This window comes from Flavobacterium sp. MAHUQ-57, from assembly GCF_051908335.1.
Taxonomy (GTDB): domain Bacteria; phylum Bacteroidota; class Bacteroidia; order Flavobacteriales; family Flavobacteriaceae; genus Flavobacterium.
Genome location: NZ_JBPZTE010000006.1, coordinates 17046 through 32516 on the forward strand (window position 1 = coordinate 17046; position 15471 = coordinate 32516).

The 15471-nt window shown below is 34.8% G+C and carries 15 protein-coding genes; 9 read left to right on the plus strand and 6 right to left on the minus strand.

Features of this window, described 5'->3' with window-relative positions; genetic code table 11:
- Positions 1 to 82 precede the first annotated feature (82 nt).
- The 4 genes from ACS8MM_RS00120 to ACS8MM_RS00135 all read right to left on the minus strand — a co-directional run bounded on the left by ACS8MM_RS00120 (position 83) and on the right by ACS8MM_RS00135 (position 3826).
- The gene (locus tag ACS8MM_RS00120) at positions 83 to 463 is read right to left on the minus strand and encodes a DUF4258 domain-containing protein (RefSeq protein WP_379711773.1); all 381 of its coding nucleotides are present in this window, start codon (positions 461 to 463) and stop codon (positions 83 to 85) included.
- Between the two features lie 38 nt (positions 464 to 501).
- Positions 502 to 1695, minus strand: coding sequence for an alanine dehydrogenase (locus ACS8MM_RS00125; RefSeq protein ID WP_379711776.1), 1194 nt, complete (start codon positions 1693 to 1695; stop codon positions 502 to 504).
- A 42-nt stretch (positions 1696 to 1737) separates the two neighbouring features.
- Positions 1738 to 2145 (minus strand): tRNA (adenosine(37)-N6)-threonylcarbamoyltransferase complex ATPase subunit type 1 TsaE, encoded by a 408-nt coding sequence (tsaE, locus tag ACS8MM_RS00130; protein WP_379714970.1) that lies wholly within the window; start codon positions 2143 to 2145, stop codon positions 1738 to 1740.
- A 130-nt stretch (positions 2146 to 2275) separates the two neighbouring features.
- Entirely contained in the window at positions 2276 to 3826 is a 1551-nt protein-coding gene (locus ACS8MM_RS00135; RefSeq protein ID WP_379711779.1) for a response regulator, read from the minus strand.
- A gap of 137 nt (positions 3827 to 3963) precedes the next feature.
- Here ACS8MM_RS00135 and ACS8MM_RS00140 point away from each other — a divergent pair, with 137 nt between their 5' ends.
- The 9 genes from ACS8MM_RS00140 to sucD all read left to right on the plus strand — a co-directional run bounded on the left by ACS8MM_RS00140 (position 3964) and on the right by sucD (position 13633).
- The gene (locus ACS8MM_RS00140) at positions 3964 to 6009 is read left to right on the plus strand and encodes a M13 family metallopeptidase (protein ID WP_379711781.1); all 2046 of its coding nucleotides are present in this window, start codon (positions 3964 to 3966) and stop codon (positions 6007 to 6009) included.
- A gap of 88 nt (positions 6010 to 6097) precedes the next feature.
- Positions 6098 to 7333, plus strand: a complete 1236-nt coding sequence (locus tag ACS8MM_RS00145) for an HD domain-containing protein (protein ID WP_379711784.1) — start codon at positions 6098 to 6100, stop codon at positions 7331 to 7333.
- Between the two features lie 31 nt (positions 7334 to 7364).
- Positions 7365 to 8384: a UDP-3-O-(3-hydroxymyristoyl)glucosamine N-acyltransferase gene (lpxD, locus tag ACS8MM_RS00150; protein WP_379711789.1), complete on the plus strand. Its 1020-nt coding sequence runs from the start codon at positions 7365 to 7367 to the stop codon at positions 8382 to 8384.
- Between the two features lie 2 nt (positions 8385 to 8386).
- Entirely contained in the window at positions 8387 to 9775 is a 1389-nt protein-coding gene (locus ACS8MM_RS00155; protein ID WP_379711791.1) for a bifunctional UDP-3-O-[3-hydroxymyristoyl] N-acetylglucosamine deacetylase/3-hydroxyacyl-ACP dehydratase, read from the plus strand.
- Between the two features lie 68 nt (positions 9776 to 9843).
- Positions 9844 to 10626, plus strand: a complete 783-nt coding sequence (gene lpxA / locus ACS8MM_RS00160; protein WP_379711793.1) for an acyl-ACP--UDP-N-acetylglucosamine O-acyltransferase — start codon at positions 9844 to 9846, stop codon at positions 10624 to 10626.
- 36 nt (positions 10627 to 10662) lie between these two features.
- Entirely contained in the window at positions 10663 to 11223 is a 561-nt protein-coding gene (gene efp / locus ACS8MM_RS00165) for an elongation factor P (RefSeq protein ID WP_379711795.1), read from the plus strand.
- Positions 11224 to 11316: 93 nt separating this feature from the next.
- Positions 11317 to 12258, plus strand: coding sequence for a UDP-3-O-(3-hydroxymyristoyl)glucosamine N-acyltransferase (locus ACS8MM_RS00170; RefSeq protein WP_379711797.1), 942 nt, complete (start codon positions 11317 to 11319; stop codon positions 12256 to 12258).
- Entirely contained in the window at positions 12248 to 12610 is a 363-nt protein-coding gene (locus ACS8MM_RS00175; RefSeq protein WP_379711799.1) for a nuclear transport factor 2 family protein, read from the plus strand. Before ACS8MM_RS00170 ends, ACS8MM_RS00175 begins: the two co-directional genes overlap by 11 nt.
- A 150-nt stretch (positions 12611 to 12760) precedes the next feature.
- Positions 12761 to 13633 (plus strand): succinate--CoA ligase subunit alpha, encoded by an 873-nt coding sequence (gene sucD / locus ACS8MM_RS00180; protein WP_379711801.1) that lies wholly within the window; start codon positions 12761 to 12763, stop codon positions 13631 to 13633.
- A gap of 226 nt (positions 13634 to 13859) precedes the next feature.
- Here sucD and ACS8MM_RS00185 read toward each other — a convergent pair whose 3' ends face one another.
- Positions 13860 to 14378, minus strand: coding sequence for a hypothetical protein (locus tag ACS8MM_RS00185; RefSeq protein WP_379711803.1), 519 nt, complete (start codon positions 14376 to 14378; stop codon positions 13860 to 13862).
- A 242-nt stretch (positions 14379 to 14620) separates the two neighbouring features.
- A complete protein-coding gene (locus ACS8MM_RS00190; RefSeq protein WP_379711805.1) occupies positions 14621 to 15469 on the minus strand; it encodes a hypothetical protein in 849 nt (282 codons plus the stop codon).
- Positions 15470 to 15471: the final 2 nt, after the last annotated feature.

The following is a 15471-nucleotide window of genomic DNA, read 5'->3' on the forward strand; positions in this document are numbered from 1 at the left end:
TTATCATGATGTTTGCCAACTTAAAATACAAACAAAAAAAGCACTTCAAATGAAGTGCTTTTTTGTTTGTATTGTGGGTGAATTATTTTTCAACCTTTTTGATATCTTTTAAAACCGCTCTGTTATCGTAATTTTCAATTACAATTTCTATAGGTTGGTTTTTTAAGGTTTTGCCTATAATCGTATATAATTTGCCACTTTTGTATTTGATATTACTTCGGTCAAAATCAACATCTCCATATTGTAAGGTGTTTTTAACATCTACGGTATCAATCCAGTCTTCGGCTAAAATTACAGAAGCTTCTTTCGATATGGTAAAAGATTTGGATTTGATGTTGCTTAGTACTCTATCATTTGGGAAATAGGTACAGCGCGTTTGCTTTTGGTTTAAAATCGCTACAACGGCAAACGAACTGATAGCAAAACCAATTAGAAAATAACTTAATCTATAACGTAATCTCATCTTGTTTTTATTTCTGCAAAAGTAGTGAGAATAATAAATTAAAACACAATTAAGTTGATATCTCTGTGTGTTAAATCAAACCATTCTCCGATAGTTTTGTTGGTCAAAATTCCATGGTAAAAGTAAACGCCACTTTTTAATCCTGCATCACAACGAATGGCACTTTCTATGCCGCCATCATCGGCAATTTGTAATAGATAAGGCGTGATAATATTGCTAATGGATAGTGAAGCTGTTTTTGAGTAGCGAGAGGGTATGTTGGGTACGCAATAATGAACAACACCATGCTTGATGTAGGTTGGGTTTTCATGTGTAGTGACTTCCGATGTTTCAAAACAACCACCGGTATCGATGCTTACATCAACAATCACAGCTCCTTTTTTCATGTTTTCAACCATGGTTTCAGTAACGATAATGGGTGTTCTGTGTTTGCCGCGCATAGCACCAATGGCAACGTCACATCTACGTAGCGATTTCATTAATGTTTTGGGTTGTACTGTAGAGGTAAAAATAGGTTGTTTTAAATTGTTCTGTAGACGGCGAAGTTTTGTAATCGAGTTGTCGAATACTTTTACAGAAGCACCTAATCCTAAAGCTGTTCTAACTGCGTATTCGGCTGCGGTTCCTGCTCCTAAAATAACAACTTCGGTTGGTCTGACACCAGTAATGTTGCCAAATAATAATCCATTTCCACCTTTTCCGCAGGTCATTAATTCGGCAGCTACTAAAACAGAGGCTGTTCCGGCAATTTCACTTAAGGATTTTACGGCAGGAAATGCATTGTCATCGTCTTTGATATATTCGAAAGCCAAAGCTGTTATTTTCTTCTTTTTTAAGGCTTCGAAATAGTCTTTTTTTCTGGTTTTAATCTGCAATGCCGATATGATGATCGTTTGAGGTTTCATCATTTCAATTTCGGTGATTGTAGGTGGTTCTACTTTAAGTATCATCGGACAATCGAAAACCTTTTGTGTATCGTTGGTGATTTCAGCGCCAGCATCACTGTAATCTTTGTCAGAATAACTGGCATTCACGCCAGCTCCAGCTTCAATTAAAACTCGGTGACCATGTGAAGTGATAGAACTTACAGCATCTGGTGTGAGACAAATGCGGCGTTCCTGATAGGAAGTTTCTTTAGGAATGCCAATAAAAAGTTCACTTTTATGTTTAGCTATTTCTAGTTTTTCTTCCTGAGGAAGTAATTCTTTCTTGCTAAAAGGGGTAATGGCCATAGTGTTATGTTATTTGGCACAAATTACAAAATTTCTCATAATCTAAACTAATTCCAGTAATCTATTTCCGTTCTCTAATTGGGTTATAGTTACTTCCGAATGATTTTCAGGGATTAAATCTGGGATTTTTTCGGCCCATTCAATGAAACACCAATTTCCAGAATACAAATACTCATCAATACCCATATCCAATGCTTCGGTTTGATTTTTTAGACGATACACGTCAAAATGATAAACTAATTGGTTGTTCGTAGTTTCGTATTCATTTACTAAGCTGAATGTAGGACTGCTGGTAGGATTGTCAACACCCAGATGTAAACATAACGCTTTGATGAAAGTGGTTTTTCCAGCGCCCATTTCCCCGTGGAAAAGAATCACTCTTTCTGGATTTGCAGTAATAACTTTTTCAGCAACTTCGTTAATCTGATCTATTGAAAATTCAATTTTCATGGGTGTGATGTTCTTTGTCATTCTTTTGCAAAAATACTAATTGAAAGAGAAATAAAAAGAGGAATTTTAATTAAGTAATAAAGGTTTTGATATTAAAAAAAAACCGATGAAAATTCATCGGTTATACAATTTATTTTTTAGGACTAAATACTAAAAAGGGTACAATCATTTCTTCTAATGAAATTCCACCATGTTGGTAGGTGTTTCTGTAATAACTCGCATAATGGTTGTAATTGTTGATATAGGCTAGGAAGTGATCGTTTTTTGCGAAAATATAAGAACTTGTCATATTTACGATAGGTAATCCAATTTTTTTCGGATCTTTTACTGCGTAGACATCTTTTTGTTCATAAGTCAAGCTTCTTCCGGTTTTGTAACGTAAATTCAAACTGGTGTTTTTATCGCCAATTACCTGTGAAGGGTTTTTTACGTTGATAGTTCCGTGATCTGTAGTCAGTACTAATTTGAAACCTAGTTTTTGAGCTTGCTGAATGATTTCCAATAGAGGTGAGTTTTTGAACCAGCTTAATGTTAGAGAACGATATGCTTTGTCGTCTGAGGCTAATTCTTTTACTACATCCATATCGGTTTTGGCATGCGACAGCATATCAACAAAATTGTATACAACAGCAACTAATTTTTTATCTTTTAATGCTTTGAAGTTTTCGGCTAATTTTTTTCCGTTGGTGAAATTTGTAATCTTGAAATATTCATGCGAAATGTCCATACGAAGTCGTTTCAACTGTGCCGTAAGAAATTCGGATTCATATAAATTTTTACCACCTTCGTCCACATCGTTTTTCCAGTACTCAGGATGTAATTTTTCCATTTCTAAAGGGAGTAATCCGGAAAACAAAGCGTTACGGGCGTATTGTGTAGCAGTTGGTAAAATGGCGTAATATGGTGTTTCGGCTTCCAACTTGTAATGATTGCTCAATACGCTTTCGAAAGCTTTCCATTGATCGTATCTTAAATTGTCGATGACCACGAACAATACATTTTCTTGTTTACGGAGTTCGGGTACTACCAGTTTTTTGAAAACTTCATGGGACTGAATAGGCTTGTGGGCATTGTGTTCAAACCAATCTTCGTAATTTTTTTCAATGAATTTACCAAATTGTGAATTGGCTTCGGCTTTTTGGGATTCTAAAATCTGGAACATGTTTTGGTCGTCTATATCTTCTAATTCCAATTCCCAGAATAGTAGACGTTTGTAAAATTCAGTCCATTCTTCAAAAGAATTTACCATCGCCATATCCATTGCGATTTTTCGGAATTCTTTCTGGTAATCTAAAGTTGTTTTTTCAGAAACCAATCGGGAATGATCCAGATTCTTCTTTAAGCTTAATAGGATTTGATTTGGATTTACCGGCTTAATAAGATAATCGGCAATTTTTGAACCAATGGCTTCTTCCATTATGTATTCTTCCTCACTTTTAGTAATCATAATTACTGGGACGGAAGATTTTTTTTCTTTGATTTCGGATAGCGTTTCCAGTCCTGACATACCCGGCATGTTTTCATCTAAAAAAACAATGTCAAAGTTTTCCTCCTGAAACATGTCAACGGCATCTCGGCCATTATTGCAGGTAGTTACTTTGTAATTTTTCTTTTCAAGGAATAATATATGAGGTTTTAATAAATCGATTTCATCATCGACCCAAAGTATCTTAATGTCCATAGTAGTTTATTTTCTGTTGCAATTTACTATTAATTAAACAGCACATTCATAATTTTATTATAAAAATAAGGATGCTTTTTTGATACAATTTTGAAATCAATATCTTTGATAACTAATCAAAACTAAAAAAAAACCAAATGAATTATTACAAAACGGCACTACTTTTAGTCGGAATTACTTTGTATACTGCAAGTTGCAAAAAGGAAAAAGACTTTGATCCGAATGCACCGGACGTTTTAGTGACTAACCGAGATACATTGGTTGATCCATCCGATGATTTTTTTGCTTATGCCAATGGTGGATGGTTTAAGAAAAACCCAATTCCGTCCACAGAACGAAGTAATGGTATTTTTAGAACTATCGGAGATACTATCAATAGTCAAATCAGACAGATTTGTGAAAAATCTGCGGCTGATTCAGCTGAAAAAGGTTCCAATAAACAGAAAATCGGTGACTTTTATGCTTCCGGTATGGATACCATTACAATTGATAAACTAGGTATTTCTCCACTGAAAAATGAATTAGCAAAAATTGATAAAATAAAAGATATTGATGGGCTTTTGCAAACTATGGCCTATATGCATACTATTGGCGCTAGTCCCGCTTTTGGGTTTTATGTAGGTCAAGATGATAAAAATAGTACACAATATGCTTTGTTTTTATCACAAGGTGGATTGGGTATGGGGAATAGAGATTACTATGTTAATTCAGATAAAGAAACAGTTACGATTCGCAATGAATATGTAAAGCATTTGGAGGCGATGTCTAAATTGATGGGTAATGATGCTTCGACTTCGAAGAAGAATGCTACAATTATTATGAAGTTGGAGACACAATTGGCTCTAAATTCACGTAAATTGGAAGATCTTCGTGATCCGAATAAAAATTACAACAAAATGTCTTTGGAAGAATTCAAAGCATTTACGCCAAATATGCCATGGGATACTATGCTAGCTGCAATGCATATAAAAAATGCAAAACAAGTAATTGTCGGACAGCCAGAATTTTATAAAGCATTGGATCAAACCCTAAGAACGTATTCGCTATCGGATTGGAAAACGTATTTAAAGTGGGATCTGATGAATACTTATGCTTCTTATTTAGGGAAAGATTTTGAAAAACAAAATTTCTACTTTTTCTCAACAGTTATGGGAGGAGTGAAAGAACAAAAACCAAGATGGAAGCGAGTAGTGGAGCAAACAGATAACTCTTTGGGGGAGTTGATTGGTCAAGTGTATGTAGAAGAATATTTGCCTGAAGGTACCAAAGAAAAATTGTTGGAAATAGGGAATAACATCCGTGATGTATATGCTGAGCGTATTCAGAAATTAGATTGGATGAGTCCTGAAACTAAGAAAAAGGCTTTGCATAAGTTGTCTGAAATTGTAATGAAAGTAGGATATCCAGATAAATGGAAAGATATGTCATCTGTAAATATCGATAGAAAGACTTACTGCGCTAATGTAATGAGTGTGAATAAGTGGGCATTTAATGATATGGTGGCTAAATATGGAAAACCAGTTGATAGAACAGAATGGGGAATGTATCCGCAAACCTATAATGCCTATTATAATCCAAGTAATAACGAAATTTGTGTTCCCGCATGCAATATAATTGTTCCTGGATTTGAAGGGCGTTTACCGGATGATGCTATTTTATATGGTATTATCGGTGGTTCTACCTTCGGACATGAAATTACACATGGTTTTGATGATCAAGGGTGTCAGTATGATGAAAAAGGGAATTTGAATAACTGGTGGACAGCGGAAGATCTGAAGAAATTCAAGGAGAAAACCAAGGCAATTGTTGATCAGTATAAACAATATGAGGCATTGCCAGGTAAGTTTGTAAATGGAGACGCTACGCAAGGTGAGAATATAGCCGATTTAGGCGGTGTGGTTATGGGATTCGAAGCTTTCAAAAAAACGACTCAATATAAAAACAAGGAAAAAATAGGCGGATTAAAACCGGAACAACGATTTTTCTTGGCATACGGGTATGCTTGGATGGTTAATATTAAACCTGAGGCACTGGGGCAACAATTGATAGTTGATGTTCATGCTCCAGCCAAATACCGAATTAACGGCCCGTTAAGTAATATTAATGAGTTTTATAAAGCATTTAATATCAAAGAAGGAAGTAAAATGTTTATTCCTTTGAAGAAAAGAATTGTAATTTGGTAAGTGATGTGCTGAATCTAAATAAATTAAGCCTGACAAGTTTTTGAAACCTGTCAGGTTTTTTTATCTTTGTTTACTTAAATCATTTTTTGTGAGTAACACGAATAAACTGAAAATCTTCAATGATCCTATATATGGTTTTATTACCATTCCGAATCCTTTAATTTACGATTTAATACAACATTCTTATTTCCAGCGTTTGCGTAGGATTTCTCAGATGGGTTTATCGTATTTGGTATATCCAGGTGCGAACCATACGAGATTTCATCATGCTTTGGGCTGTTTGCATATCATGCAGAAGGCAGTTGGTGTTTTGCGATTTAAAAATGTTCAAATATCCGAAGCGGAAGAAAATGCTTTATATATTGCTATTTTACTCCATGATATTGGACACGGCCCTTTTTCGCATGCTATGGAACACAGCATAGTAGAAGATGTGCATCATGAAGAAATATCGTTGTTATTCATGAAAAAGTTGAATGAAGAATTTGAGGGTAAATTAAGTTTGGCGATTCAAATTTTTAAAGGTGAATACCATCGAAAATTTATGTTGCAATTGGTTTCTAGTCAGTTGGATATGGATCGTATGGATTATCTGAAACGCGATAGTTTTTATTCAGGAGTGGAAGAGGGAAAAATCAATTCGGATCGTTTGATTCAAATGATGAATGTGGTTGATGATGTTTTGGTGATTGAAGAAAAAGGAATCTATTCGGTAGAAAAGTTTTTAATGGCACGCCGATTAATGTATTGGCAGGTGTATTTGCATAAAACAAGTTTGGTTGCCGAGGAAATTTTGACCAAAACATTGAAAAGAGCCAAAGAACTATACCAAAAAGGTGTTCAAGTAGAATGTAGTAAGCCATTGTATTTTTTTATTGAAAATAAAATTACCTTGGATGATTTTACTGATGAAATTCTTAACGAGTTTTCTAAATTAGATGATACAGACATTGTTGGAGCCATTAAAAACTGGCAATACCACGAGGATTTTACTTTGTCTGAATTGAGTAAAATGATCATTAATAGAGACTTGCTTAAAATTAAGATGAACGATGAAAAGTTTTCTTCGGAAGAAGTTCAGGAATTATTGGAACAATTTGCAAAAGAAAATGCATTGAGTATTCAAGAATCCAAATATTTTGTCTTTAAAGGAAAAATTAAAAATCAGGCGTATAGTAAAATTGCAGAACCCATTAGAATCTTGCAAAAAGACGGTGGTTTAGAAGATGTTGCTGTTTTGTCGGATCAATTATCTCTTAAAGCTCTATCGAAACACGTAACCAAATATTTTTTGTGTTACCCAAAACAACTCAATAAAAGTTAAATTATCATTAAAAATTTATATTTTTGTGCTAATGAAATTTACGGCCGAGCAAATAGCAGGAATTTTAGAAGGCGAAGTGGTGGGAAATCCAAACGCAGAAGTTTCTAAATTGTCTAAAATTGAAGAAGGTACTGAAGGTTCTTTAACATTTTTAGCGAATCCTAAATATATCAATTACATCTACGAAACGAAAGCTACAATAACGATTGTTAATGCTACTTTTGTTCCTGAAAACGAAATTGCAACTACCTTGATTAAGGTAGAGGATGCCTATAAGGCATTTTCAAAACTTCTAGAATTTTACAATCAAATTAAACTCAATAAAGTAGGAGTTGAGGTGCCTTGTGTGTTGTCAGAAACTGCTACACATGGTTCAAATTTCTATCTTGGAAGTTTTAGTTATGTAGGCGAAAATGTAGTAATTGGAGACAATGTGAAAATTTATCCCAACTCTTTTGTAGGTGATAATGTGGTAATTGGAGATAATACTATTATTTTTGCAGGCGCAAAGATTTATTCCGAAACAATCATTGGGAAAAATTGTACAATTCATTCTGGCGCCATAGTTGGAGCAGATGGTTTTGGTTTTGCACCTAATGAAAACGGCGAATACAGCAAAGTACCGCAAATAGGAAATGTAATACTAGAAGATAATGTTGATGTTGGTGCAGGAACTACTATCGACCGTGCTACCCTAGGTTCAACCATTATCCGTAAAGGAGTAAAACTAGACAATCAAATCCAAATTGCGCACAATGTGGAAATTGGTGAAAATACGGTAATTGCTGCACAAAGCGGTATTGCTGGCTCAACCAAAATCGGTAAAAATTGTATGATTGGAGGTCAGGTTGGTATTGCAGGTCATCTTGTTGTAGGCAACGGAGTTCGTATACAAGCACAAACCGGAGTAGGGAGAAATATTAAAGACAATGAAACATTACAGGGAAGTCCGGCTTTAAATTACAGCGATTACAATAAGTCGTATGTGCATTTTAAGAACTTGCCCAAAATCGTTTCAGAAATTGAAGAACTAAAAAAGAAAAATAACTAATCATGGTTAAGCAAAAAACCATTCAATCGGAAATTACTCTTAAAGGAGTTGGATTACACACAGGTAAGGAAGTAACAATGACTTTTAAACCTGCACCTATTAACAATGGATATACTTTTGTTCGTGTTGATTTAGAAGGGCAACCCGTTATCGAGGCGGATGCAGCTTATGTTGTCAATACGCAAAGGGGAACTAATCTTGAAAAATTAGGAGTAATGATTCAAACTCCTGAACACGTATTGGCTGCTTTTGTTGGAAGTGATATTGATAATGTGATTATTGAGTTAGATGCCTCTGAATTGCCTATCATGGACGGTTCTTCAAAATATTTCGTGGAAGCTATTGAAAAAGCTGGAATTGTTGAGCAAGATGCCGAAAGATATGTATATACTGTAAAAGAAGTTATCTCATATACCGATGAAACAACGGGAAGTGAAATTACTGTGATTCCTTCTGATGAATACCAAGTAACTGCAATGGTTGATTTTGGTACTAAAGTTTTAGGAACGCAAAATGCCAGTATGAAGGGAATTTCTGAATTCAAATCGGAAATTGCCGATTGTCGTACGTTCAGTTTCTTACATGAATTGGAAATGTTGTTGGAAAATGGATTAATTAAAGGTGGCGACTTGAATAATGCTATTGTTTATGTAGACAAAGAATTGTCTCCTGAAACTATGGATAAATTAAAAGTTGCTTTTGGTAAAGATAAAATATCGGTGACACCAAACGGTGTTTTGGATAATTTAACACTACATTATCCAAATGAAGCTGCGCGTCATAAATTGTTGGATGTAATTGGTGATTTGTCTCTAATTGGTACTAAAATTAAAGGTAAAATTATTGCAAACAAACCAGGTCATTTTGTAAATACGCAATTCGCTAAGAAAATGGCTAAGATTATTAAAAACGAACAACGAAACAATGTACCGGTTTATGATTTGAATCAAGAACCGTTAATGGACATTCATAAGATTATGGCAATGTTGCCTCACCGTCCACCATTTTTGTTGGTTGACCGTATTCTTGAAATGTCAGATACACATGTAGTTGGTTTGAAAAATGTAACCATGAATGAAGATTTCTTCGTGGGACACTTTCCGGGTGCACCCGTTATGCCGGGTGTGTTAATCGTTGAAGCGATGGCACAAACAGGAGGAATCTTGATTTTAAGTACTGTTCCTGATCCGGAAAACTACTTGACTTATTTCATGAAAATTGATAATGTGAAATTTAAACATAAAGTATTGCCAGGCGATACATTGATATTTAAATTGGATTTGCTTTCTCCTATTCGTAGAGGAATTTGTCATATGCAAGCTTATGCTTTTGCTAATGGAAAGTTAGTGGCAGAAGCTGAATTAATGGCACAAATCGTGAAGAAACAATAAGAAATTGAACAACTTGGTTGTGATGTATTTCATAACCTCAATTGTTTGACCCATTAAAAGAAAATTAAATGAATCAACCTTTAGCATATGTTCACCCGGGCGCTAAAATTGCCAAAAATGTGGTAATTGAGCCATTTACAACGATCCATAACAATGTAGTTATTGGTGAAGGAACCTGGATTGGTTCCAATGTAACCATTATGGAGGGTGCAAGAATAGGTAAAAATTGTAATATTTTTCCAGGAGCCGTTATTTCAGCGGTACCACAGGATTTAAAGTTTGGAGGAGAAGAATCTTTGGCAGTTATTGGTGATAATACCACTATTCGTGAATGTGTTACTATTAACAGAGGTACTGTAGCTTCAGGACAAACTAAAATTGGTAATAACTGTTTAGTTATGGCAACTGCACACATTGCACATGACTGTCACATTGGTGATAATGCAATTGTTGTAAATGGAGTGGCTTTGGCTGGACACGTAACAGTTGGAAATTATGCCATCATTGGCGGTTTGGCAGCAGTTCATCAATTTATTTCAATTGGTGATCATGCCATGATTTCTGGTGGATCTTTAGTTAGAAAAGACGTTCCTCCTTACACAAAGGCAGCAAAAGAACCACTTTCATTCATCGGAATCAATTCTGTTGGATTAAGAAGAAGAGGTTTTACAACTGAGAAAATTAGAGAGATTCAGGATATCTACAGAATTTTATACCAAAAGAATTTTAATACCACTCAAGCTTTGGCTAAAATTGAAGCGGAGATGGAAGCAACTCCAGAACGTGATGAAATCCTTGACTTTATCAGAAATTCTTCAAGAGGTATCATGAAAGGTTACACTGGAGTTTAATAATTATACAAATAATAAACATTTATATACACAAAAATGGCAAGTACGGCAGACATTAGAAACGGATTATGTATTAAGTTCAATCACGATATTTACAAAATCATAGAATTCCTTCACGTTAAACCAGGTAAAGGTCCTGCTTTCGTAAGAACGAAATTAAAAAGTTTAACTTCAGGAAAAGTGTTGGATAATACATTCTCAGCTGGACATAAAATTGATGTGGTTCGTGTTGAAACACATACTTTTCAGTTTTTATACGCAGAAGGGAATGATTTCCATTTCATGAACAATGAGTCTTTCGAGCAAATTACATTGAACAAAGATATTTTAGATGCACCGGATTTATTAAAAGAAGGTACAAACGTAATGGTTCAGATTAATACTGAAACTGATTTGCCTTTGTCAGTAGATATGCCAGCTTCTATTGTTCTTGAAGTAACTTATGCAGAGCCAGGTGTTAAAGGAAATACAGCTACTAATGCTACTAAACCAGCTACTGTTGAAACTGGAGCTAACATCAATGTTCCTTTGTTTATCAATGAAGGGGATAAAATCAAGATTGATACCGCTACTGGTAAATACATGGAAAGAGTTTAGTAGTAGGTTCTGAAGGCGATTTTCATTTACACTAATTAAATGTCAATCGACCTTTATTAATTACGCTTTACTAATCACTAAGTACTAAAAAATATGAAGTTTCCCCAAGCACATACTTTAAAAGAAATTGCGACTATCATTAATTGTAAGTTTGTCGGTAGTGAACAGTTTCAGGTTCTGGGAATGAATGAAATTCACGTTGTAGAACCGGGAGATATTGTGTTTGTGGATCATCCTAAATATTACGATAAAGCTTTACAGTCAGCCGCAACCATTGTTTTAATTAATAAAGAAGTGGAATGCCCTGATGGTAAAGCTTTATTGATTTCTGACGATCCTTTCAGGGATTTTAATAAATTAACTCTACATTTCAGACCTTTTCAGGCTTCGAATGTTGCAATTGCCTCTTCTGCAAGAATTGGCGAAGGGACAATAATTCAACCCAATAGTTTTGTTGGAAACAATGTGATTATAGGGAGGAATTGTTTAATTCATTCCAATGTTACTATCTACGATAATACTGTTATCGGAGATAATGTTATCATTCATTCCGGTACTATTTTAGGAGCTGATGCCTTTTATTACAAGAAAAGACCGGAAGGATTTGATCAGTTGATTTCAGGTGGTAGAGTAGTCATTGAAGATAATGTTGGTATTGGAGCATTATGTACCATTGATAAGGGAGTGACAGGTGATACCACTATTGGTGCCGGAACTAAAATAGATAATCAGGTGCATGTTGGACATGATACAGTTATTGGTAAAAAATGTTTGATTGCTTCTCAAACCGGTATCGCTGGTTGTGTGGTTATTGAAGATGAGGTAACACTTTGGGGTCAGGTAGGAACTACAAGTGGTATCCGTATCGGTTCCAAAGCAGTTGTTATGGGACAAACCGGTGTAACGAAATCAATTGAAGGCGGTAAAACCTACTTCGGAACACCTGTGGAAGAATCCCGTGAGAAATTGAAACAGTTGGCGAATTTGAAGAAATTACCACAGATACTCAATAAACTGAATCAGAATGAAGGTTAGGAAATTTATTGAAGAAATTTATTCTTCCGATGCGTTGTATAATAGCGAACGCTTAGAACAGTATTTACATCCCGAAATCACATTAGAGTGGAACAGCAGTAAAGGCTTTCTTAAAATGAAAAAGAAAGACATTATGTTGCTCACCAAAGAACTCGAGCGGACTTACATTGCTATGCGCAGTGATATTTCACATTTGCTGAAGGATGATAAAACAGTAACAATTCGGTACAAACATTACGGAAAAACAATTGAAAATCCATCTGAGGAAGTCTTGTTAGCCTCATTTATCACTATTTGGGAAATAAAAGACGAAAAATTGTTTAACGGCTTTCAGATGAGCCAACTATATTAAGAAATTCCAGCCTCTAAATTTCAAAATCCAAATTTCATGTTAATTGGGATTTTGTTATTGGAATTTAGAATTTAAATAAAAAATAATTTTCGAGAGTAGATATAAAAACTTACTTTTGCAACACAAAAAATAAACATAACAAGCAATAATATGAGTGTTTTAGTAAATAAAGATTCAAAAATAATCGTTCAAGGTTTTACAGGAAGTGAAGGTACTTTCCATGCTTCTCAAATGATTGAATACGGAACTAATGTTGTAGGTGGTGTAACTCCAGGTAAAGGTGGAACATCTCACTTAGAGCGTCCGGTATTTAACACAGTTAAAGACGCTGTTGAGCAAGCAGGAGCAGATACATCAATCATCTTCGTTCCGCCAGCATTTGCTGCAGATGCAATCATGGAAGCGGCTGACGCTGGTATCAAAGTAATCATTTGTATTACTGAAGGTATTCCTGTATCTGATATGATTACTGCATATGACTACATCAAAGGTAAAGACTGTCGTTTAGTTGGTCCTAACTGTCCTGGTGTAATCACTCCAGAAGAAGCTAAAGTAGGTATCATGCCTGGTTTCGTTTTCAAAAAAGGAAAAGTAGGTATTGTTTCTAAATCGGGAACTTTAACGTATGAAGCTGCTGACCAAGTTGTTCGCCAAGGTTTTGGTATCACGACAGCAATCGGTATCGGTGGAGATCCAATTATTGGAACTACAACTAAAGAAGCTGTTGAATTGTTGATGAATGACCCTGAAACAGAATGTATCATCATGATCGGTGAAATTGGTGGTCAATTAGAAGCTGATGCTGCTAAATGGATTAAAGCGGATGGAAATCGTAAGCCAGTTGTAGGTTTTATCGCAGGTGAAACTGCTCCTAAAGGAAGAACGATGGGTCACGCAGGTGCAATCGTAGGTGGAGCTGATGATACTGCTGAGGCAAAAAAACGTATCATGAGAGAAAACGGAATCCATGTGGTTGATTCTCCAGCTGAAATCGGTAAAAAAGTGAAAGAAGTTTTAGGATAATAAATATCTTAAAATCAATATACTAAAAGCGAATCCAAAAAGATTCGCTTTTTTTATGTAATCTACGCAACCTTTTCACAACTTTTCCGTCTACTTAATGGTTAATAAATGAATTCATAGTTTGTTTGGTTACAAAAAGAAAACGCTCTGTTATGTCAGAGCGTTTTTTTGCTTTCAGTAGAAAGCATTGAAATAATCTAAGGATTTGAATAAATTGTGATTTCAGTTATAATCTCATTACTTTTTGAAGTAAATACTCTGTTACTTGTTTGTTTTGCTGATTGATATCGTGTATAGTATTCACTACAATCTTAAATGACATTATAGGTTGAGAATTTCCGTTTTCTGCATACATTCCTTCGAGTTCATAACGTATCTCTTTGTCGTAACCCTCATTCTCATCGACGACTCTAGAGTTGTCTATTTTTAGTTGAATGTTAGGTCCGTCAGTAATTCCATTCATAAAAATAACAGATATTCCATTTTTGTGAAAGATTGTATATATGTGCTCTTTTAGGTCGGCAAAATAATAATTCGAATGGTCTTGGGTGGCAGTAAATACAAAATTTATTTTAGTTGGTTTGTTATATGGTCGAGTATAAATGCATTCTTTTTCTTTTAGTTCCAATTGTAAATCTTTGGAGTGCTTTTGTGAAAATGAAAAGGTTGAATGTAGAAAAATAGCGAATAGAATAGATGTAATACATAAAGAAATAATAGTTTTCATGGCGTAAATAGTTTTCATGTTTTGTACGATTCAAATCTAGAGAAGGTTGATTAACTGCACAAATTGTTATACCTAGGATTCATGAATTCAGGGTAGAAAATAACCCAAACTAATTCGAATAGTCTGTATCACCAAAAATGGAAAATTGAAAAAGGTAAAGAAGTTTTATTGTATAATGAATTTGTATTTTAGCATTAAATCTCATAACGCTATACAATAAATAACATAAAAAAAGCCCTGAATTTCAGGGCTTAGTTTTTTTATATTTTAAAGATACCACCTACAGTGATAATGCGTTGTAGAAACCAAAATTCTTGATCGGCTCTATCTACTGAATCATGTGTTGTACGGATATCGTTCATGTTGATATAACCGCCTTTTAATTCTGTCTGGATGAAATAGTTTTTAAACAAGGTAAAATTCAATCCTGCTTTAGCAGATACTCCAAATCCAGAAACGTGAAAATCATCGTGACGTTCTTTTCCTAAGACTTTGGCATTGGTTTTAGGGAATAAAATACCGGCACCTAATCCTTCTGTCAGGTTGATTTGTATTTTATCACTATTCCATGTTTTAAATAACTTAGAAGAAATATCATCTACTCTTGAAAATTCTGTATTCACATAGTTCAAACCATCTGTATGTTCAAACGTAAGAAAATCTTCAGTAAGTAATACCTGACCTGGAGCTATGGCTTCACCAAAAGTACCTCTATCTTGGTACGTCCCTGTGTAGTTAACTACTTTGTTTTGGTACATTACATATTTCATGTGGTCAACTCCAATAGAAACATTATAATGATCTGAAATGAAATATCCTATACGTAAATTAGTTTGTGGGATCGTCATTCTTGCAGGGTTGAAATAATCGATATGCCATCCTTTGGGTTTGTCACGAGCTTCTACATTGTGTAATGTAAAATCGTAATCGGCGCCTTTGAAATGAATATCTGATGTAGTGAAAGACTCTCGGTTTCCACCCCAGTAAACATAAAACTTTCCTTTATTATGTGCCGTGTATTTTTCAGGATTTTCGACTGTTTCTTGCGAAAAGGCGTACTGTGAAAAAACACAAAAAGTTAGTACAGCCATTAAAAATGGTTGTTTCATTT

Bases quoted from the DNA above. Each gene is read 5' to 3' on its own strand.
- ACS8MM_RS00120 (WP_379711773.1), bottom strand. From the start codon at position 463: ATGAGATTACGTTATAGATTAAGTTATTTTCTAATTGGTTTTGCTATC.
- ACS8MM_RS00125 (WP_379711776.1), bottom strand. From the start codon at position 1,695: ATGGCCATTACCCCTTTTAGCAAGAAAGAATTACTTCCTCAGGAAGAA.
- tsaE (WP_379714970.1), bottom strand. From the start codon at position 2,145: ATGAAAATTGAATTTTCAATAGATCAGATTAACGAAGTTGCTGAAAAA.
- ACS8MM_RS00135 (WP_379711779.1), bottom strand. From the start codon at position 3,826: ATGGACATTAAGATACTTTGGGTCGATGATGAAATCGATTTATTAAAA.
- ACS8MM_RS00140 (WP_379711781.1), top strand. From the start codon at position 3,964: ATGAATTATTACAAAACGGCACTACTTTTAGTCGGAATTACTTTGTAT.
- lpxD (WP_379711789.1), top strand. From the start codon at position 7,365: ATGAAATTTACGGCCGAGCAAATAGCAGGAATTTTAGAAGGCGAAGTG.
- ACS8MM_RS00155 (WP_379711791.1), top strand. From the start codon at position 8,387: ATGGTTAAGCAAAAAACCATTCAATCGGAAATTACTCTTAAAGGAGTT.
- lpxA (WP_379711793.1), top strand. From the start codon at position 9,844: ATGAATCAACCTTTAGCATATGTTCACCCGGGCGCTAAAATTGCCAAA.
- efp (WP_379711795.1), top strand. From the start codon at position 10,663: ATGGCAAGTACGGCAGACATTAGAAACGGATTATGTATTAAGTTCAAT.
- ACS8MM_RS00170 (WP_379711797.1), top strand. From the start codon at position 11,317: ATGAAGTTTCCCCAAGCACATACTTTAAAAGAAATTGCGACTATCATT.
- ACS8MM_RS00175 (WP_379711799.1), top strand. From the start codon at position 12,248: ATGAAGGTTAGGAAATTTATTGAAGAAATTTATTCTTCCGATGCGTTG.
- sucD (WP_379711801.1), top strand. From the start codon at position 12,761: ATGAGTGTTTTAGTAAATAAAGATTCAAAAATAATCGTTCAAGGTTTT.
- ACS8MM_RS00185 (WP_379711803.1), bottom strand. From the start codon at position 14,378: ATGAAAACTATTTACGCCATGAAAACTATTATTTCTTTATGTATTACA.
- ACS8MM_RS00190 (WP_379711805.1), bottom strand. From the start codon at position 15,469: ATGAAACAACCATTTTTAATGGCTGTACTAACTTTTTGTGTTTTTTCA.